Below are 21,337 nucleotides of genomic sequence, written 5' to 3' on the forward strand. Positions count from 1 at the left end.
TATGAAAAAAGAAATAACCAACAATCAAACATGGTATCCGAATTTTTTGAGCGGGTACCTTGGGATAATATTGCTCATTTCCGGGTGCTCCAATTCCGATACTTTCACGCTTGGGGAAATCACACAGTTGACTTTTTCCGGAGACAATGGAGAAGCCTATTTTTCAACGGATGGTTCACATTTGGTATTTCAATCCAAGCGCAATGGAAATGAATGTGATAAAATTTATACAATGACATCTACCGGAGAAAATATTGTCCCATTAGTTCAAACGGATGGCGCATTTACATGTGCATATTATTCTCTGGATGATCAAACGATATTCTTTTCTTCTACTCTTGCAGATGGCCCTGACTGCCCCGATGTTTATAAACATCCAAATCCACATAAATATATTTGGCCGTTACGCAATTTTGAGATTTTCAGCTATAATACTAATGAAGGATTGAAACAACTCACACACGTCCCTGGTTACAACGCGGAATCAACTGTACATCCAACCGAAGAAAAAATCATATTTACATCTATGAGAAATGGTGACATCGATTTATACGAAATAAATTATGATGGATCAGAACTTACGCGCATTACTCATGATTTTGGATATGACGGTGGCGCATTCTACTCACCGAATGGGGAACAAATAGTATGGCGAGGATGGTATCCATCTACTCCAAAAGAAACTGAACAATGGAGTGAAAATTTGAGTAAGAAATATATCGATGCCGTTCCATTAGATATTTATGTTGCGAATAGAGACGGTTCTAATAAAGTAAGACTCACAAACAATGATGCAACCAATTGGGCGCCTTCTTGGCATCCCGATGGAAACCACATTGTGTTCTCTTCTAACATGGACGATTGGAATACCGAGTACAACACATTTGGTCATAATTTTGAAATTTATATTATAAATATTCGCACAAAAAAATTAGAACGTTTGACTACCAATACTACATTTGATTCATTCCCAGTCTTTTCAAATGATGGAAAGCAGCTCGTGTTTGCGTCTAACCGAAATGTAGAAAACCCTAGACAAACTAACATTTTTAAAGCAGATATAAATAACTAAGGAATTTTTCTTCGATGCTTGAAATAAAAAATCTACATGCCAGTGTAGATGAAAAAGAAATTCTCAAAGGAATCAACCTATCGGTAAATGCCGGTGAGTTACACGCCATTATGGGCAGAAACGGTTCCGGGAAAAGCACCCTTTCGCAAGTGATTGCTGGACGTGATACTTATACAATTACCCAAGGGAAAATTCTGTACAAAGGCGAGGACATAGCAGATTGGTCACCGGAACACCGCGCCTTGGAAGGAGTTTTCCTTTCTTTTCAATATCCCGTTGTCATTCCCGGCGTCAATACAACATACTTTTTGAAAGCGGCGCTTAATGCAAAATTAAAGTACCTTGGGAAACCCGAATTAGACGCAATGGAATTTTTAACACTCATCCGTGAAAAACTAAAACTAGTTGGAATGGATGAAAATTATTTATCGCGGGCGGTGAATGATGGATTTTCAGGCGGTGAAAAAAAGCGGAATGAAATTCTCCAAATGCTGACGCTGGATCCAACCCTTTCCATTTTAGATGAAACAGATTCTGGACTTGATATAGACGCGCTGAAAATTGTTGCTGAAGGTGTAAATAATTACCGAAACAAAGATCGAGCAATTGTGGTCATTACACATTACCAACGTATTCTGGAATATATGGATATTGACAAAATTCATGTATTAATGGATGGGGAAATTGTTAGATCGGGTGGAGCAAACTTGGCGCAAAAACTAGAGGAAAAAGGATATTCCTGGTTGGAGGAAAAATCTGCATGAATTCCTTTTTATCTGAATTTGAATTTTTTGCAAACCACCGAGAAAATGAAACGGCAGAATCGAAAGCGCTTCGACAAAAAGGCTTAGATCAATTCAATGAACTTGGTCTGCCAAAACGCTCTTGGGAAGCTTGGCAATATTCTGATTTTTCCAAACTTGAATCCGCTCATTTTCGTTTGCCAAAAGAAAATGCTTTTCCATCAACCATCCCAGAGTCCATCCCAATTACCAGCGATTTCAATAAAATCGTGTTTGTAAACGACTTCTTTCAAAAACAAATGTCATCCTTCCCGGATAGCATAATTGTACGGACAATAATGGATATATCGGCTGAGGAATCATCAGAAATATTGAGCAAGTTGAATACAAATGAGAATCCGTTTCACGCATTGAATACAGCATTAATGAGTTCTAAAATCTTAATTGAAATTCCCAAAGGGATCATTTTAGAAAAACCCATCCACATTCTATTCCAAACTACAGATATTTCAGATTTGCAAATGACTCATCCTAGAGTAAGAGTAAAAACAGGAAGCAATTCTGAAGCTACCATAATCGAACATTATATTGGAAAATGCAAAACCGAATATTTTCAAAATATCGTTACAGAATTTTCTCTAGCAAATAATGCTCGGCTAAATCATATCCGTATCCAAGAGGACGGGATTAACGCCACACATGTTGCATCAACCCACTACCAGTTAGAATCAGATGCGAGTTTACATGGAATGCATTTTGCTTCAGGTTCTAAATTATACCGTCAGGATATTTCCGTAAGCCTTAACGGCGAAGGATCAGAAGCCAATTTGAACGGGCTTTGTTTATCCAATGAAATGCAACATTTAGATCATTTTGTCACTATGGATCATGATCAGCCTCAATGCGTAAGCCGTCAGCTTTTCAAATATATTTTATCGGATTCATCCTCCGGCGCATTTAATGGACGAATTGTTGTGAGCCCGGATTCTCAAAAAACAGACGCAATTCAAACCAATAAAAATCTACTTTTATCCGAATCAGCTTTGATGAATTCAAATCCACAGTTAGAAATCTATGCAAATGATGTCAAATGCGCCCACGGTTCTACTTCCGGACAAATGGACCCTGAGGCAATTTTTTATCTTCAAAGCCGTGGATTAAATAAAAATGAAGCTCGATTACTTTTGATAAATGGATTCGCTCGTGAGGTCATCCAAAATATCCAAGACAAGGCAACACAGGAATATCTGGATAACCTTTTGAATGATTGGTTAGATAAACAGAAAAATAAAATGTGATGGAAGATATTCGTGAACTATATCAGGAAGTCATTTTGGATCATAATCAGAGTCCCAGAAACTTTGGTCCTTTGGAAACCACAACCCACGAACTTGAAGGGATCAATCCTCTTTGTGGTGACCGATTGAAACTGTATGCACATTTGGAAAGTGACAGGATTGTGGACATTCATTTTGAAGGATCGGGATGCGCCATTTTCAAAGCGTCTTCATCCATTATGACAGAGATTATTAAAGACAAAACGACGCAGGAAGCTGAAAAATTATTTCACCAGTTTCATGAATTGGTCACAACCGGCAAAGGCGAAATTGAATCTATGGGAAAACTAGCCGTAATGGCTGGCGTTCATCAATATCCTGCGCGGGTGAAATGCGCAAGCCTCGCATGGCATACTTTGAAAAATATTCTTGATAAATCCAACGAAACAGTTACTACTGAATAAATAATGTTTAATGACAAAAACGAATATGTAACTCTACTTCGCGATGTTGATGCCACTCAAGTCCCTATGGGAACGAAGGCTACCTTAAAAAAGGGAGACCGGGGACAAATCACCCAAGCGCTTGGAGGAAATTTCACAATCCTGTATCACGGAAACCTATTCCAAATTGATAAAAAAGATGCCGAGGCCATTGGAAAAAAAATAGAGGAAGAGGCCGCACCGCTTCCCATTAATCCGAATGGTAATGTAAATGAAGATAGTATTTGGGATGTAATGAAAACTTGCTACGATCCGGAAATTCCGGTTAATATTGTTGAACTTGGGCTTATTTATTCCTGTGAAATATCCAGCTTAGATGATGGTGGCACTGAGGTGAATATAAAAATGACACTGACGGCTCCCGGTTGTGGAATGGGACACATTATTGCAGAGGAAGTCAACCAAAAAATAATGAACATCTCGGGCGTGTCAGAAGTACATGTAGAACTAGTTTGGGATCCGCCATGGAATCAAATGATGATGTCGGAGTCAGCTCGTCTTCATCTTGGAATGTTATGAGTTCGAATTTCGATCCCACATCTATTCGAGAAGATTTCCCGATTTTTTCTGTGCATCCGGACCTCGTTTATCTGGACAACGCTGCTACAAGCCAAACGCCCAAACATGTCACAAATGCTGTCTTAAAATATTATGAAACATTCAATGCAAATGTTCACCGTACTATTTATTCTATTGGGAATAAAGCAACACAAGCTTTTGAACATGCTAGAGAAAATGTAGCGGACTTTATTAACTCAAAAGAACATCGCTCAATTGTTTTTACCAAGAGTGCCACGGAGGCTATTAATTTGGTCGCCAATGCATGGGGAAGGAAAAATCTAGCTAACGGTGACGAAATTCTAATCACTGAAATGGAGCACCATAGTAATATCGTTCCATGGCAATTGATTGCGAAAGAAACCGACGCAAATCTCAAATATATTCCGATTACAAAAAATGGCGAACTTGAAAATTGGGAATCTTGCATTTCGGACAAAACGAAAATTGTTGCAATTACACACCAGTCAAATGTATTTGGCACTATTAATCCAATTGAAAAAATTGTAGAAAAAGCACATTCTTTCGGTGCTGTTGTTTTGGTGGATGCCGCTCAAAGCGTTCCACACTCAAAAGTGGACGTACAAAAACTGGGGTGCGACTTTCTTGTTTTTTCCGGACATAAAATGCTAGGGCCAACCGGCGTGGGTGTGCTCTATGGAAAACCCGATTTATTAGAAGGAATGGATCCATTCCTTGGCGGCGGTGAAATGATTAAAACCGTATCCATGGAATCTTCCACTTGGAATGACATTCCGCATAAATTTGAAGCCGGAACACCCAATATTGCTCAAACAATCGGGCTTGGGACAGCCATTGATTATCTTAATGAAATTGGTATGGGTACTATTCACGACTACGAGCAGGAATTGCTCATTTATACTTTGAGCATTTTTGAAAATAATCCTGCCATTACTGTATATGGAAAATCTAAAAAAAGAGCTGGTGCCTTGAGTTTTAATCTTGAAAACATTCATCCACACGATGTAGCACAATTTCTCGATAACGACGGAATTGCAATCCGTGCGGGGCATCATTGCGCACAACCGATTATGAAAAAGATCGGCGTATCAGCAACCTGCAGGGCGAGTTTTTATATGTACACCACAAAGGAAGATATTCATCAGTTAGCAGAAAGTCTCGAAAAAATTGAATCTATTTTTGCTTGAAACAGGCTAAATGCATAGAGCGCTGAGAAAAAAGTTTTACATAAGGGCACAAAGTTTCAATTTCCCCTTTTCATCCTAAGCGGTTCCCTCGGCGGGCTTTGCGGTTACTGCTTTTTTTTTACCATAAAATTTGTAAACTTGCGCGGTTCACAATTTGAGTAAATGACAGGGAGCATCAAATGGCTAAGAAAAAATCTGAAGACATAAATAAAAATAAATATCTTGTTACGCTTCGCTGGTACATCGAGACTGACGAAGATCTGGTCGCAGGTGCAAAAGAATCCGATGATAAAATCCTCGACATTCTGCGGCATCGGACAGACGGAAGAAAAACGTGTTCAACTTGTCCAACGCGCCATCAAGAAGGATATGCTATTTTAGATTATCATTATTTTATGGGTAATAAGCCAACTTATATGTCTGTGGATAAAATTTTGGAAGATCCTAAGTAATGCAAAGGCGCTACGGATTTAAAAAGTTATGGTAACTATCAGTATGGATAATTTCCTCGACGGCGGGATTTTGAAGGAAAAATCATTCCGGAAACAGGCAGATGAAACAGACTGGTCGCAATACGAGGGCGAGCGGGTGTTGATTAAAGGCTGTGCAGAAGTGGCCATTCCCACATGGGCCTATTGTATATTAGCTGCTAAACTTTCCCAAGTTGCGGATCATGTTTTGTATGGTGAAGCATGTGCAGCAGTGAAAATTTTTGATCGAAAAGAATTATGAAAAACAGAGTTAGCTGGGAACATTATTTCATGAACATTGCGCAGGAAGTGGGCACACGTTCCACCTGTGACCGCAAGCATGTGGGGTCCGTTATCGTTCGTGATAAAACTATTCTTTCTACGGGTTATAACGGTAGCATTCGCGGGCTTCCGCATTGTGATGAAGCCGGACACGAAATGGAAAACAACCATTGCGTCCGAACCGTGCATGCCGAAGCAAATGCGATTGTCCAGGCGGCGGCAAACGGTGTGCGGATTGAAGGCGCTGAAATATTTGTAACGGCATCACCGTGCTACAGCTGTTTTAAAATGATCACCAACTCAGGTATTAAGAAAATCTATTTTGGCGAATTTTACAGGGACGAACGCATTCGCGAACACGCAGAAGAGCTTGGAATTAAACTCGTTCATTTGGAATGATTTATAAATCAGCGGTTGGTTCTCTTCTCTTTTTTAACCGCAAAGAGTTTTTTGTAGTCCGGTAATATTCTATAACACATGAACATTCAAACACTTTTTATTATCTCAGATAAAGTTTCCCGAAGTGTTTTCAAATTGAATGTATGTATCACGTGACCCTTTTCTTTGAGCCATTCCGTCATTTGAAATTCCCGACTGGTTTTATGTCCGGTGTATTGTTCGATGACGCGCTTGCCGGAAAAACCGATATTCCCCGCGTGTTCTTCAAATAATCGAATTCCCCTTGAGCCATATCCGATGGCAACGCCACCTAAAGTTGGATCAGTAACCAATGTTATGACATTAATCCCAGCTCGTTCTACCCTTGTTAAAGCAACATGAGCTTTTGGAATCCCAACCATAGAAGAGCAACCTTCGTGCATGCGTGCCCCTCCGCCGGCTACCTGCAAAATTATAGGCACTTTTTTTTCTATGGCAATTTCCGCCGCTCGCCAAATCTTTTCTGCCGAGGACATACAAAATGATCCTCCTAAAAAACCAAAATCTGTTCCCACATATACAACCGATTTCCCTTCAATTTCTCCTTCTCCGGTCATCATGGATGTCATAAGCCCGGTCTTTTCGCGGGTTGCCTTCAGTTTTTCATCATATCCGGGAAATGACAAGATATCTTTATCAGCGATATATTTTGTTTCCTCGTGCTCAGAAAAAGATTCTGCATCAAGAGCATACTGAATGTAATCCCACGCAGTCAACCTAGTATAACGGCGTAGGCAGGTTGGACACACGAAGTCATTTTCTTCTAACTGACTGTAATGCTGAGGATCATAAACTCTGTCGCCATTTACAGTAGTACAATTTGAATGCCGTTTAATAAATCCGCCGGACGGCTTTTGTGGTATGTTTGTTTTAACAGATTTAACAGATTCTAATTCCTCAGTAGAGCATTCATTCCACTGACCAATTTGCTTCCAGCGTTGAATTCGGTTTTTAATTACGTCATCATCGGGAACAAGGGCAAATGCGGGTAGCCATTTTTCAAGAGCTTGGGTTACTGCTGCTTTGGTTTCACTGGGAAATTTATGCGCAGGACCCGGTAATTCCGGTATTAACTCATCCACAATGCCAACTTGAAGACCTTCCTTCGAGGTGATCCACATCGCTTCTGCAGCTCGGTTGGCTTCCTTGCGGCTATGGAACAAAATAGAGGATGCTGCTTCCGGTGATATGACCAAATACGTTGAAAATTCAAGTGCCAATACAATATCGCAACCGGTTAAGGCAATCGCGCCTCCGCTGCAACCACGATTAATTATAATGGACAATGTTGGGCGATTTGCTTCCGCTAACGCCTGAATGGTATTTCCAATGCGCCAAGCAATTCCTCCTGATTCTGCTTCTTCTGTGGGGTCTGCGCCGGGTGTGTCTAACAATGTGATAATTATCCGGTCTTCTGCATCAGCGATGTTTACCGCTTCGGTAGCCCGTTCATACGATGCCGGTGTGGGCATTCCGTGGTTCCATTTATCTGATGCTTCAGGATGAACCATAGCCTCCCGGATTTCCTTGTAATTTGAGGATGGCCCACTCTGCTGACCGATGAGCATGAGTTTTATTCCACTAAATTCTGCGCGGTGGGTTTGAATCAGGCAAGATCCAAATGATTGACTGTCTAGACATTCTTCAACTTGGTCAAAACATTCAAGATAATCTAAATATTTAGGGCGTTCTGGATGGAAAGAAAGCTGATATTTTTCAAACTCAGTTAGATTAGCAATAGATTCAGCTGAATAATCAAAGGTTCCATCTTTCTCGAAGGGTAAATAAAAATGATTATTGATTGCCATACCGGTAGTGTTCTATTCTAATTTTTCTTTATCGGATTTCGGGGTTCTTTTTTTAACCGTTAAGAGCCCAAAGGGAAACGCTTTTAAATGCGTTCCGCAATTAACTCTGCAATATCCACCACTTCCATAGATTCATCTTTACTGGTTACTTTCCTAGCGTCGTCCATCATAATCATACAAAAATTGCAAGAAGTGGCAACTTTTGTTGCGCCAGTTTCTATCGCTTCCTCAAATCGTTCAATGTTGATCCGCGTACCGGTATTTATTTCGTACCACATATTTCCACCACCGGCGCCACAGCAAAAACTTTGATCTTTGGTTCGAGCCATTTCAACCAAATTTTCTTCATTATTAATGACTGCTTGTAGAACATTCCTCGGGGCATCGTATTCTCCTTGATGGCGTCCAATATAACATGCATCATGAAAGGTGATTTTTTCAGTAATATTTTTTTCTGGTTTTATCTTTCCTTCAGAAATCAATTGTGAGATAAACTGAGAATGGTGAATGACTTCCAATTCGGCGCCCATTTCGCTGTAATCATTTTTAAGTGTAGTAAGGCAATGAGGACACTGCGTAATTATTTTTTTAATGTTATATTTTTCAAAATTTTCCATGTTTTGCATAGCTTGCATTTGGAATAGATATTCATTCCCAATTCTTCGAGCAGAATCACCTGTACAAGTTTCTTCATTTCCCAAAACAGCATAATCTATATTAGCTTCATTCAAAATTTTTGCGACAGATTTGGATATTCCCTTACCTCTATCATCATAGGCACCGGCACATCCGGCCCAGTACAAATATTCTGCAGATTTCTTTTCTCTAATTAGCGGAACGTTTAACCCTTCCATCCATTTTTCTCGGTCTTGCGGAGACATTCCCCATGGATTACCATAGGTTTCAATTTTATTGAATGCATCCATGGCTTCTTGGGGAAATTTGCTTTCCATGAGAACTAAATTTTGACGAATATGTAGAATATCCACCATCGGTTCATTGCCAACCGGACACACTTCAACACAAAATCCGCAGGTTGTGCAGGACCATAACGCTTCTTCCGAAAGCAACCATTGATGTAATGGTTCTGTCGTTTCGTCCCCTTTTGCTAAAGATGTTAAGTGATCATTAAAATAATAACGTTTGTTAATTTCAAGTGCGGATGGTGACAATTCTTTCCCCGTTATATAAGCAGGGCAGGAATCCTGACAACGATTGCACATGATACATGCGTACCCATCCAAAAAAGATTTTTGAGGTAAATGTTCGAGTTTTGATGCCCCAAATTGTTCAACATCTTCCGCTTCCAGATCCATGATATCTAATGTAGCTGGAGAACGGCGCTCTTTTGCCGCCATATAATTAAGAGGCCCCATAAATAAATGAGCATGTTTTGAAAATGGGAAATAAGGTAAAAATCCTAAAATTAATCCCAATGCCAACCACCAACTCATATGTTCCCCAAAAGCTATCGCACTTTCTGTCATTCCCAACCATATCCACATAAATGATAATATTGTAGCCGCAGGCTGGCTCCAATCTTGGCCATGCAAGGCCACTTCAAATGAAGCACCTATCAATCGAAAACCAACATGGCAGAGAATAAACATCCCAACAATGAATGAATCACGACGCATGCCTTTTCGAGCAGATTCGTTCAATAAAACCGGCTCTTTTATCGTCAGATTTTTATCCTTGTAAATAAATCGCCTAAATATGAAATATTTTACTCCAACTATTACAAGGACACTAAAAATATCCACAAATAATCGATAAACCTTCCCAATAAAATGATTGGGTATAAAATGAAACCCGGGAATCATTCCATACAGAATATCAACCACATTTACAGCCATGTAGAGCGTAAACCCCCAAGCTACTGCGGCATGAATTCCACCAACAACCGGTCTTGTTTTGAAAAGAGTACGTTGGCTTAAAAATATTCCCAATCCTTTTGGAAAATGTGCAAATGCTTTTTTCCAGTCAAGGGGATCCGATCCCCGACTGATAACTTTAAACATTTTGCTGAACGTCATCCATGAAAGTCCTAGCGATAATAGGACCATCACAATAAACATGATTCGTTCCAGGTTAGATAGCAAAGGCGATTTAGATTAGGTTTGTAATGCTTTGGTTAGCTTCGGAATGATTTCTAAAATATCACCAACTACTCCGTAATCAGAAATTTCGAAAATTGGTGCATCGGTATCTTTATTTATGGCGATGATATTTTTAGATCCTTTCATCCCCACCACATGCTGGATGGCGCCGGAAATACCGAGAGCTAAATACACCTTCGGTGCAACAGATTGCCCCGAACTTCCAACTTGGTGAATAGACGGAAGCCATCCGGAGTCAACAACCGGGCGAGATGAAGCCAGTTCGCCGCCAATCGCCTTGGCGAGTTCGGTTGCCATGGGAATATTTTCTTCCTTTCCAATGCCACGACCGATGGAAACAATGATATCTGCACTGGTTAAATCAAGACCACCTACCTCTTCTTGGAAAGGACTTTCTGAAAATGCTGTTACGTCATCTTTTGAAAGAGAAATATCCATTGACCTGACTAATGCACTACCGGGAGTTACATCGTCCAATGAAAAAGCAGCCGACTGGAAACTAACAATATACTGGGACGAGATTGAGGTTACATCAGCAATAAGTTTGGCATTAAAAACCTGTTTTGTAAAAATGGCACTACCACTTTCCTCGCGAACAGAAATGTTATCTGACAGAAAAGGAATTCCAAGTTTTGCACTCACGCGAGGCATGAAATCTCGTACCTGATACGAATGTCCGGCTACGATAATCTGTGGTGACTCTGCATCAATAACTTTAGCTAATGCGGAGGAATACCCATCCGCAGAGTACATTTTTAACTGATCATTAGAAATGGTAATAACATCATTGAGATTCATTTTGGAAGCTTCAACACCAAGCGAATCGCATCCATCGCCAATCGCAACAGCGCCAAAACTGAGACCGAGTTTTTTTGCCAAAGACTGACCCGCTGCTACCGCTTCAAGACTTATTCTGTGGATATTGCCATTGTTATTTTCAAGATAAATCAAGATATCCATTATAGAACCCTCAATTCTGATTTTAGCACTTCCATTATCCTATCTACTGCCTGATCCGCTGTGCCTTCTATCATTTCAGTTTGTTTTGATGCTTGAGGCACGCGGAAATTTGCTAAAGACTGCTTTGCCGATGTCCCGTTTAATTCGGATTTTTCAATCAATTTAATTTCCTTCTTCTTCGCTCCCATGATGCCTTTTAGTGAAGGATATCGTGGCTGGTTCAATCCGGACTGAATCGAAAGACTTGCTGGAATCGGTAGAGTTACCCACTGAAACCAACCGGATTCAAGCTCGCGCTTTACCCGAATACTGCCGTCTGAAACTTCGGTTGCCATGACCAAAGTCGCCGTTGACATTCCTAACATTTCACCAATGAGAACACCTATTTGGCCGAAACCAAGATCATCAGATTGGAGGCCAGACAAGACCAGATCAAAATCTTCAGACTTCAAAGATTCTGAAAGCAATGCAGCTGTCACAAGCGGATCGGAGTCTCCATTATCTTCTTCCTTGATATGCATCCCATAGTCTGCACCTTTTGCAAGTGCTTCGCGGATTATTTTTTGAACCCGATCTGGACCCATGCAAATGGCAACCACCTCTCCGCCACCAGATTTTTCTTTTATTTGCATAGCTTCTTCCAAAGCGTATGAATCACTTTCATTCATTTCGAAAGCAACTGTGCCTTCGTCAATCCAATTTGATTCCGCGTTTACCTGAAGTGGAGAATCGGACCCCGGAACTTGTTTAATTAATACTGCTATTTTCATTTTTCTCTTTCATGGAATTTTAATGCCTAAATCGATGGTTAAAAATAAACATATGCTATTCGGAAAACTAAATAATAGATGAGCTCAGCATTTACAAATTCATCCAAACAGGTACATTATTGGCAAGCCCAAATACTGGGATTATAACAAAATATATAAGCAAAACAATGACAACAATAGCTAGAAAATTTAACCCAAACCCACATTTCGCCATTTCTGGGATTGACACATGACCACTCGCAAGAATGCTAGCATTAGGGCCCGTTCCGGATGGAAGCATAAATGCACAGGATGCAGCAATGGTGGCAGGCACCATTAATAAAAACGGATGAAACCCACCTGCTTTTGATAATCCCGCCAAGATGGGTAAAAAGACAGCAGCAGTTGCGGCGTTTGAATTGATTTCCGTTAGGAAGACCATACAAGCAACTATGATTAGGATAACCACAAATATAGGTATTCCTGTTAAATCGAGACTATTTCCAATCCAAGAAACCAATCCTGATTCCCGGAATGCTGACGCAATAGCAAGCCCTCCACCGATGAGCATTGGAATTCCCCATGGTATAGATTGAGCGTCTTTCCATTCCAGTAGGCGTTTTTTGTGACCGGTTCCCTTCTTTGATCCTGTTGGTAAAATAAATAAAGCGAAAGCAGCCAAAAATGCAACAGTTGCATCCTTTGTATAGGATTCAACACCCAAGACATCAGACCATCCCGGAATGATCATATCGCCTATGATAAGATTCCTGCGAAAAATGAAACCAAGTGCATATAACACACTAATTAGTGCGACACGTTTTTCAGCAGTTGACATTCTACCAAGCGCTTTGTATTCATCATCAATAATTTTGTCTGAACCACTCAAGCCACCTTCAATACGAAAATATTTTATCAGATAAAACCAAGCAATCGGCAGGAAAACAATTACAAAGGGAATGCCAATTTTCATCCAATCCAAAAAGACGACTTCCGGAGAATCAGGGAAAATTTCTTTCATTGTGCTAACAAACTGGAGATTCGGAGGAGTCCCAACCAGCGTACCTGTTCCGCCAATACTTGCTGAATACGCGATGGCTAACATGAGTCCCGCGCTAAACCCTGGATCGGAAGAACCGTGTGTTTTTTCATGTTGAATAATTGCAAGCCCAATGGGGAGCATCATAAGGGTAGTAGAATTATTGGATGTCCACATTGATAGCAACGCTGTTGCTATCATAAAACTGAGAACAATTCTCTGACGACTGGTTCCAATCAATTTAATTGTTCCAAGTGCAATCCTCTTGTGCAATTGATTGGCTTCTATCGCTCTCGCCACAAAAAATGCACCTAATATAAGTAAGACAATATGATGCCCATATGCCCCGGCAATATCTTTTGCATTTAGAATTCCGAGTAAAGGGAACAATGCAATTGGAATGAAGGCTGTCGCAAAAATTGGGATAGCTTCCGTGATCCAAAAAATAGCCATCAATGCAGATACTGCCGCTGCCCTCATCCCGTTTGGATCCATCCCTTGAGGTGGAGGAAGCAAAAGAAGCAGAGCAAAAACTGATATACCAATGATTAGACCGAGTTTATTTCTCATAGCTTTGAATTGCATATTGGCATTAAAAACATAAAAGAATTTCTTGAATTTTATCCTAAAATGTCAAAACTTATGTTTACCATGGATTTCATGATTGATACTGTACTGCCAAATGGCTTATTTATTTTTGGCACATTAATCCTATTATGGAGTATAAAACGTTGGCTTGAGCGACGGGACTGGAAATAATTTTACCTAAAAATGACCCATTAAAAAAAATGATTGTCCAAGTCAAGTATCTTAACCTATTTTCACTAGTTCTAAGACGTTCCTGCTTGCAGATGCTCGCAGGCTTAACACTAACCATAAACGGAGGAAATCCAACATGAGAAAACAATTGCTAACAGGTATTACTCTAGCACTCGTGCTGTCTGCTTCATTGCCGGCAGAATCAATTCAAGGGAATTTTGACTTGAATTACGTAACTGTTCACTACACATACGAAGTTCGTGACTCATCTAGTGCTGACGACTCACTTGCTACTTACGCCATAACAGCATCGTGGCCAAGCTCAGCAAGTCCGATGTACACGCACACTTTAAAAGGTTTTTCGGTTGGAGACACTATTGCAACTACTTTAGTTCCTTTAGTAACTCCCGAATTATTAGCTGCTTTTGGTTACATTTTAACCGGTGATCCTACCGCGCCAGGTGTAGCTCTGAATATTGATATGAACGACAATGGAAGATTTACTATCAATGATGGGAGTACATATCCAACAACATCAACCATTAATTGTTCAACCGCTGCGGTTATTCCAAACGTTGCTGAATTTGGAACTTGGTTAAGCACCCAGGGCTTTACAGATCCAACTGATTCTAAAGCCTATAAAATGGGGTGGGGTATTACTCTTTCCGGGATTTTTGCTCAATTTCAACCTGCGGATCTAATTAATGATACTTTAGGTGTTCAATTTGGACCAGGTACTGCGATGGAAAACTGGGGAATGTTAACGGCTCACTATAGTGATGATGCCCATACACAACTTAGTTGGCTTGATGTTTATTGGGAAGCACACGACGGCGTCAGTAGTGGTTTGGGTGTAGATAGTGAAGGGAAATTTAACGGACATACTGGGGTTCCTGTTGTTTCTGTAGATACAACAACTATCCCATATATTGCTTCATTAAACCCTGCCATAAATGTATCAACAGATTACGGTATGCTTGGTGGTCCAGGTATTAAAACGGATTCAGTAGGTGCGACAGGAGATACAGTCTATACAGGCGTTTTCCCTGCCAATCATGGATACCTGTTCGATCCTATGGGTGATGATGGGATTCCATTTTCCGGCGATGAAGCATTGCAATTTACGGGATATTATTTTACTAAAAATTTCCTGACAGCTGCCGGTACGTTCGGAGCGGTCGCAACACCTATTATCACTGCAAATCCCCTTGACTTTGATAGCGCTTTTACCGCTGCAGCAACTGCAATAGCCTATACTTTTGCAGCAACAGCTGCAGATAGTGCTGCCGCACCTACAATTGGTGCAGGTGTTGGTGCCGCAATGACTGCATCGGTCGCCGCTGATTTGAGTAATTTGGGTGCCATTTCAGCATCTGGACCAACACAATCGCTCGGTGGCCTTGCAAGTGCTTTAGCAAGTGGCGCCTTCAGCGTGAATGTAAATGACTCTGATCATGATATGCTCTTAGATGGTACCACAGCAAATGGCAGATTGATTTACGAGGTTGACAATGTTTGTATTCCAGATAATACTACTCAACGAGTTAATCCTCATTTCCTATATACTGGAGTTATGAGTGTGGATCGTGATGCGCCTATTGCAAGCGAGTTTAAGCTCTTGGGTAATTATCCAAATCCATTCAATCCAGTTACCAAAATCAAATTCGCGCTTGATAGATTCTCAGATGTAACAGTGAAAATCTATTCACTCCTTGGTGAAGAAGTTGCCACACTCTATCAAGGCAATCTGGTAGCCGGTACATACGATGTAAAATGGTCTGGTAAAGACAATCAGGGATACAGCGTCCCAAGTGGTGTGTATTTTTATGAAGTAAAATCTGATAATCGCACTGCACAGGGCAAAATGTTGTTGCTTAAATAAATAAACTAAATAAAATCAACAAAATAAAAAGAACAGCTTCGTTAAAAGAAACGGGGCTGTTCTTTTTTAATAAACTATGAATATCAGAAGATTATTTTTTATATGCTTGGTAACAACAATTGCAATGGCGCAAAAAGGCACCATTTCGGGATCTATAAACGATGCTAACAATGGCGATCCTTTATTAGGTGCAAATGTAATTATAAAAGAAACGTCACAGGGCGCATCTACAGATACCGACGGACACTTTACAATCTCGAGGGTGAACCCGGGCAATTATACTTTAATTGTTACTTATATCGGTTATCAAACATTAAAAAATAAATTGGATCTGGGCGATGGAGAGACCATAAATGTTGAATTAACCCTTGAACCTGAAGCCATTCAGATGGAAACTTACGTCGTTACGGCATCAAGGAGACGAGAACGTGTTGAGGATGCTCCGGCAGCAATTTCGGTTATTTCCAAAAAAGAGATCCGACGAGAAAGCAATACAAATCTTGGCAGTTATTTAAAGGGAGTTAAAGGCATTGATTTCACCCAGTCCGGAATTGACAGTTACAATATGACTGCCAGAGGATTTAATTCTTCATTCAGCTCTCGACTACTGACCCTAACAGATGGCCGAATGGCCAATGTGCCCTCACTAAGACTTACGGCTTACAATGTTATTCCGGTATCCTTTGAAGATGTTGAACAAATTGAGGTTGTTTTAGGTCCTTCTTCTGCCCTTTATGGTCCAAATGCACACAGTGGTGTGTTGAACATTGTTACTAGCTCTCCCATCAGAACCCAAGGAACGAGCATCAATATCCAAGGAGGTTGGATGGATCAAACAGATGCTGACTTATTAAAAAAGATCACCTTTAGAACCGCTCATAAGGTAGGCAATTTTGGCTTTAAAATTTCAGGCGTTGCTTTGGCTGGGAAAGATTGGGTTCATTTTAATGAGGACGAATGGGAAGGGCATGATCCTGTATTTATCGGCCGCCCAAATTTAAAACATGATCGCTTGGACAGAGGTGGAATTCCAGGCGAAAATGGAAACCAAATGTTTACTTATGAAATGATCAATGAAGTGGATGATGCTGATGAATCCTGGGTTGGTTTCCTTTGGGGAGACAAGATCGCTACTGCAGGTGGTGAAGCTGGTTCACCCTTAATTACTCAAGAGATGGTTGATAAAGCTGCATCTGATGCGTTTAATCGTTTTACCTTAGATAACAGAATAACGCTTTGGTTTGTCACAGCAGATAAAATTGGTAAAACCTATGCTGATGGTATCGATAATAATGGCGATGGAGCAATTGATGAAGGTATTGATTTAGGTATCGATGATGAATCTGAAGCCTGGTATGATGGTGTCGATAATGATGGAGATGGAGAAATAGACGAAGCAGATGAAATAGGTTCTTCTTGGCTTGATAGATTCGGTAGCTATTATCAAGGAACTGATGCATCAACCCATAAATTTGGTTTTGGTGATTATAAATATGATTCTGAAGGCAACCTAATTTTTGACACAAATGATAACGGTCAATTTGGTGATAATTGGGGGTCAGATGGATTGGATAATGATGATGATTGGGGTCCCTTTAAAGATGACATGGGGAACACGTTTGATGTACCATACGAACCTTTCGTTGATCTAAATAATAATGGTCTATTTGATGCAGATGTAGGAGAAATTTGGGTAGATATTTTTGGAAATCAAGTTTTATTAGACTATGGATTAGATGGAATACCCGGCACAGGAGATTATGGAGAAGGAAATGGAGTTTGGGACGGAGAATCGTTCGATGATCTTAACAATAATGATGAATGGGACGATTCGTTTGATAACAATGACTTAGATGGAGATGGCTTGCCTAGCCAAGGGGAACTTGGAGTAGATGAATTTGATGAAATGGATTTTTCAGTCAATTATGGAGATTTACCGCAAAAATATATGGATGCAAATGATGATGGTATCAATGATTATCCTACTTTTAACGTCAGGAATTATCGTTATGACATGCGCCTAGATTGGGAACCAAACTCTGATTTAACCGTCAGCTTATCCCATGGATTCGCTTGGGCCAGAAACATTAACATTACGGGGATTGCGCGATACCTTGCTGATGGGTGGGTTTATCGTTATTACCAAGCAAGGATTCGATGGAAAAACTTTTTCCTACAAACTTACCTGAATTCCAGTTATTCTGGTGACCCCTCTCACCCGACTCGCAACTTGGCTACAGGATCTCTTATTTATGATCGCTCAAAAAAATTCAGTGCACAGTTACAACATGTTAATGAGTGGAAAGATGGAAATATTCGATTTGTATGGGGATTGGATTATTTTCTTACCTTGCCAGATACACGAGGCACTATTCTTTCCGATAAAAATTATACTGATAATCGCGACAACAACGGTACTGGAGAATCTGGTTCACCCTATATTTTCCACGATATTAATGATAATACATGGTATGAAGATGGCGAAGCCTTTTCGAAATGGGCGACTGATAACGGGACTGCAACAGGTGCATTATTAGATTCAACGGATGCTGTTCTTGGGGCGATTGCAGATGGACTTGACAATGACGGTGACAGCGACGATTTTACAGATTTAAATTCCAATGGTATTCCTGATTTTTTGGACTCAGATGGAAGTGGCGAATTTGAATTTGGTGAAACAGTAGAACCCGGAGTGCGCTGGTTGGGCGGACAAAGATTTATTGTTTATGCAGATGGACTTGACAATGACGGTGACGGTTTAATTGACGAGAATATTGATGAAGGCATCGATGAGGCGGCTGAGGATAATCGTTATACTGTCAACGAAATAGGTGCATATTACCAGGTAAATTGGAAGTTTAGTAAAAAATGGGAATTTATCCAGGCCACTCGGTTCGATGTACATGACCGACTATCAGATATGATTGAGTTCAATAACCAGGGTGAAGGAATGGGCTACAATCCTCTTGATTGGAAATTTGATTTTAGTAAAACTGACGGACTGCAAGTTTCGCCAAAAATTGGTCTTGTTTATCGTCCAATGGAAAATCAGAATTTTAGATTAACATGGGCTACTGCATTTAATACACCCTCAAATCAAGCATTATTCTTAGATATTTATGTAACGCGTGTTTCGATTTTTAAAGTGTATGCACGAGGTGCTGATGGCGGTTACAACTTTCCTAGAGATTCCCAAGGCAATCCCTACTATTATGATATTGATCGCTTTACTTATTTACCAATTGATACGAGCAATAGTATCCTCTTTTATCCTTCTACCGATCCTAGAATTGATGGGTTTTATGGTCAAACCCTAATTGATCTACCGGAGATTGAACCGGAAACGGTTAGGTCTTGGGAATTTGGTTATAAAGGAAGACTGAACAATAGATTGTTCGGAACTCTAGATATATATACAAGTCATTTTAGCAGTTTTGTCAGTCCGGTCACATTTATTACTCCCATTGTAATAGAAAAATCTATATTGGAAAGAGATTACGACGGTGATGGTCTTAATAATACAATTGACGAATTAGAAAAGAATAATATAATCGACCAGGATGATTATGATGAGTCTTTCAATCATTGGCGGGGTGGGATTCAAGGGATTACAGCTATGGACACCACTCCCGGGTTTACGCCACCCGTTGTTGTGGGTTACTTGAATTATGGCGAAGTTGACATGTGGGGCTTGGACGCGAGTTTAGTTTATTTTATTAATCCAAGGCTAAACTTAGATCTTACATATTCCTTTTTGGGTATGACAGAATTCTTTAATCCAATCACGAAGGGGAAAGACCCTATAAACGCACCGCGTAATAAAGCGGGGATGAAACTTCAATACAATCTACAGAAATGGCCCATTACCACATCATTAAATGCTAGATACGTGGACGGATTTAAATGGTCATCCGGTATTTATTTTGGTGATATAAAACCTTATACCATTTTTGATTTACATATTGGTTACAAAATAAATAATTATGCGACTGCCAATCTCTCAATTTCAAATCTGTTGGATAATAAACATACAGAAATTATTGGCGGTCCATCCTTAGGGCGAGTGATCGTTCTTAGATTACAAAATAGTTTTTAAAATAAAAATCCCCACTTCCGCGGGGATTTTAAGTGAAATATTAATTTGGTAGAGATTCTTTGGGCGGTTTTACACCGAAATCCGAAAATCCATCCTGACCTGGTGATTTGATTCCACCATATTTCTTTTCAAATTTCTGAAGGTTGTCTTGAAGGGCTAACAAAAATGCTTTTGCATGCGGCGGAGCCATTACAATTCTTGAGTGTACTTTGGCCTTCGCAACACCCGGCAACAGTCGTGTAAAATCCATAACTAATTCTGCCGGTGAATGCGTCACAACGACAAAATTTGAATATTCCCCTCCACTGACTTTATCGTCTAATTCGATATTGATTTGCTGAATATTTTTTTTCTTATCAGTCACGAGTTATTCCCCTCTATTTACTATTCTTAAAATCACGGCTATTGAATTCTTCCCAATCTTCCTCAATTCCCTTGAATTCTTCATAATCAATAGCTTTATCTTCCTTCTCCTGTTCGCGGCTTTTCTGCTGAACGACTTCATTTTCAAAAAGGCTGAAAGTATCCTTCCTCTTTTCAAATTCTGCCGGATCCACATCCTCTTCATCATCAGGTTCAAGTCGCTCAATATCTTCACTATAAACATTTGCATCAAAGAAATCAAGATCTTCAACAATTCCGTTTGTCATTAAATATTCGAGAAAATCGAGAAACTTACGATCACGCAGATCTACCTTGCATGATTTGCAACTCAAAGATTCCTTCAAAGAAACCTCTTCGAGAGTCTTTTCACAAACGGGGCAAATAATTCCTTCTAACATTCCTTTATCATCCTAAATTTCGACGAGAATATAATCGGGAGCATAGGTCGCGTCAACAGGTTTATTTAAGTTTTTTTCAGTTTATAATCCTAATAATTTTTGAATACGTAAATATCCCATTTCAATAAAACCTTCTTTGTCTCGTTCAATAAATACATTAAAAAACGATTCTTTTTCTTCTGATTGAAATCCAATCCTCAAATGAGCGTTTGATGCACAAACCAATTGCGCCGTTACGGGGTGAAAATCCGGATTTAAATCTACTGCAGCATCAAATTTCCTGGATAAAATCCGGTTCAAAGCTGAAGATTTCAATATTCCGAATCGATTAATGTCAGTATTTGAATATCCTCGAAAATCATCCACTAAATCAATCCCAATGTTATTCCTATTAACTTCATCTCCAACAATGCGAAGTGTTATATGCCCCGTTTTTCCGATGGAATCTTTTAACGCATTGATGAAGGCCAACGCAACCCGACGCTGATCTACCGGTTCCGGAATGGCAATTAACAAAGATGAAATTCCTGGATCATTCTGAGTGATTGTGAGCTTTTTTGATAACCGACTTCGATGTCGTTTCGCATTGTGGAATCGAAGTGCTATCCGTGTTTTAAGAGGCAATTTCAT

At 40.0% G+C, this 21,337-nt stretch carries 19 protein-coding genes; 11 read left to right on the top strand and 8 right to left on the bottom strand.

Annotated features, from left to right (window positions below):
* The first annotated feature begins 1 nt into the window (after position 1).
* The 9 genes from HOD97_01385 to HOD97_01425 all read left to right on the top strand — a co-directional run bounded on the left by HOD97_01385 (position 2) and on the right by HOD97_01425 (position 6,473).
* Positions 2 to 1,072: a hypothetical protein gene (locus HOD97_01385; GenBank protein MBT4280262.1), complete on the top strand. Its 1,071-nt coding sequence runs from the start codon at positions 2 to 4 to the stop codon at positions 1,070 to 1,072.
* Between the two features lie 14 nt (positions 1,073 to 1,086).
* Positions 1,087 to 1,836, top strand: coding sequence for a Fe-S cluster assembly ATPase SufC (gene sufC / locus HOD97_01390; GenBank protein MBT4280263.1), 750 nt, complete (start codon positions 1,087 to 1,089; stop codon positions 1,834 to 1,836).
* Entirely contained in the window at positions 1,833 to 3,113 is a 1,281-nt protein-coding gene (gene sufD / locus HOD97_01395) for a Fe-S cluster assembly protein SufD (protein ID MBT4280264.1), read from the top strand. Before sufC ends, sufD begins: the two co-directional genes overlap by 4 nt.
* Positions 3,110 to 3,556, top strand: a complete 447-nt coding sequence (locus tag HOD97_01400) for an SUF system NifU family Fe-S cluster assembly protein (protein ID MBT4280265.1) — start codon at positions 3,110 to 3,112, stop codon at positions 3,554 to 3,556. The genes sufD and HOD97_01400 overlap by 4 nt, the downstream gene beginning before the upstream one ends.
* Positions 3,557 to 3,559: 3 nt before the next feature.
* Entirely contained in the window at positions 3,560 to 4,114 is a 555-nt protein-coding gene (gene sufT, locus HOD97_01405) for a putative Fe-S cluster assembly protein SufT (protein MBT4280266.1), read from the top strand.
* The gene (locus HOD97_01410) at positions 4,111 to 5,322 is read left to right on the top strand and encodes a cysteine desulfurase (GenBank protein ID MBT4280267.1); all 1,212 of its coding nucleotides are present in this window, start codon (positions 4,111 to 4,113) and stop codon (positions 5,320 to 5,322) included. The genes sufT and HOD97_01410 overlap by 4 nt, the downstream gene beginning before the upstream one ends.
* Before the next feature lie 179 nt (positions 5,323 to 5,501).
* Positions 5,502 to 5,774, top strand: a complete 273-nt coding sequence (locus HOD97_01415) for a hypothetical protein (protein ID MBT4280268.1) — start codon at positions 5,502 to 5,504, stop codon at positions 5,772 to 5,774.
* Positions 5,775 to 5,817: 43 nt separating this feature from the next.
* Positions 5,818 to 6,054 carry a DUF2480 family protein gene (locus tag HOD97_01420; protein MBT4280269.1) on the top strand — a complete coding sequence of 79 codons (237 nt, stop codon included), beginning with the start codon at positions 5,818 to 5,820 and terminating at the stop codon, positions 6,052 to 6,054.
* A complete protein-coding gene (locus HOD97_01425; GenBank protein ID MBT4280270.1) occupies positions 6,051 to 6,473 on the top strand; it encodes a dCMP deaminase family protein in 423 nt (140 codons plus the stop codon). The genes HOD97_01420 and HOD97_01425 overlap by 4 nt, the downstream gene beginning before the upstream one ends.
* A gap of 86 nt (positions 6,474 to 6,559) precedes the next feature.
* On the opposite strand, the gene HOD97_01430 is transcribed toward HOD97_01425, so the two are convergent.
* The 5 genes from HOD97_01430 to HOD97_01450 form a co-directional block, all read right to left on the bottom strand.
* Positions 6,560 to 8,320, bottom strand: a complete 1,761-nt coding sequence (locus tag HOD97_01430; GenBank protein ID MBT4280271.1) for an acetyl-CoA carboxylase carboxyl transferase subunit alpha/beta — start codon at positions 8,318 to 8,320, stop codon at positions 6,560 to 6,562.
* An 83-nt stretch (positions 8,321 to 8,403) separates the two neighbouring features.
* Complete coding sequence (locus HOD97_01435) at positions 8,404 to 10,356, bottom strand: (Fe-S)-binding protein (GenBank protein MBT4280272.1); 1,953 nt, start codon at positions 10,354 to 10,356, stop codon at positions 8,404 to 8,406.
* Between the two features lie 78 nt (positions 10,357 to 10,434).
* Positions 10,435 to 11,400 (bottom strand): electron transfer flavoprotein subunit alpha/FixB family protein, encoded by a 966-nt coding sequence (locus HOD97_01440; GenBank protein MBT4280273.1) that lies wholly within the window; start codon positions 11,398 to 11,400, stop codon positions 10,435 to 10,437.
* Positions 11,400 to 12,170: an electron transfer flavoprotein subunit beta/FixA family protein gene (locus tag HOD97_01445; protein MBT4280274.1), complete on the bottom strand. Its 771-nt coding sequence runs from the start codon at positions 12,168 to 12,170 to the stop codon at positions 11,400 to 11,402. The genes HOD97_01440 and HOD97_01445 overlap by 1 nt, the downstream gene beginning before the upstream one ends.
* A gap of 91 nt (positions 12,171 to 12,261) precedes the next feature.
* Positions 12,262 to 13,758, bottom strand: coding sequence for a DASS family sodium-coupled anion symporter (locus HOD97_01450; protein ID MBT4280275.1), 1,497 nt, complete (start codon positions 13,756 to 13,758; stop codon positions 12,262 to 12,264).
* Between the two features lie 325 nt (positions 13,759 to 14,083).
* Between HOD97_01450 and HOD97_01455 the strand changes: the two genes are divergently transcribed.
* Positions 14,084 to 15,829, top strand: coding sequence for a T9SS type A sorting domain-containing protein (locus HOD97_01455; GenBank protein ID MBT4280276.1), 1,746 nt, complete (start codon positions 14,084 to 14,086; stop codon positions 15,827 to 15,829).
* A gap of 76 nt (positions 15,830 to 15,905) precedes the next feature.
* Entirely contained in the window at positions 15,906 to 19,925 is a 4,020-nt protein-coding gene (locus HOD97_01460; protein MBT4280277.1) for a TonB-dependent receptor, read from the top strand.
* Positions 19,926 to 19,965: 40 nt separating this feature from the next.
* Here HOD97_01460 and HOD97_01465 read toward each other — a convergent pair whose 3' ends face one another.
* From HOD97_01465 to HOD97_01475, 3 genes are all read right to left on the bottom strand, one after another.
* Positions 19,966 to 20,289 (bottom strand): DUF3467 domain-containing protein, encoded by a 324-nt coding sequence (locus HOD97_01465; protein MBT4280278.1) that lies wholly within the window; start codon positions 20,287 to 20,289, stop codon positions 19,966 to 19,968.
* Between the two features lie 13 nt (positions 20,290 to 20,302).
* Positions 20,303 to 20,707 carry a hypothetical protein gene (locus HOD97_01470; protein MBT4280279.1) on the bottom strand — a complete coding sequence of 135 codons (405 nt, stop codon included), beginning with the start codon at positions 20,705 to 20,707 and terminating at the stop codon, positions 20,303 to 20,305.
* 81 nt (positions 20,708 to 20,788) lie between these two features.
* A complete protein-coding gene (locus tag HOD97_01475) occupies positions 20,789 to 21,337 on the bottom strand; it encodes a hypothetical protein (GenBank protein ID MBT4280280.1) in 549 nt (182 codons plus the stop codon).

The organism is Candidatus Neomarinimicrobiota bacterium (assembly GCA_018651745.1).
Classification (GTDB): Bacteria; Fidelibacterota; Marinisomatia; order Marinisomatales; family TCS55; genus JAAZYX01.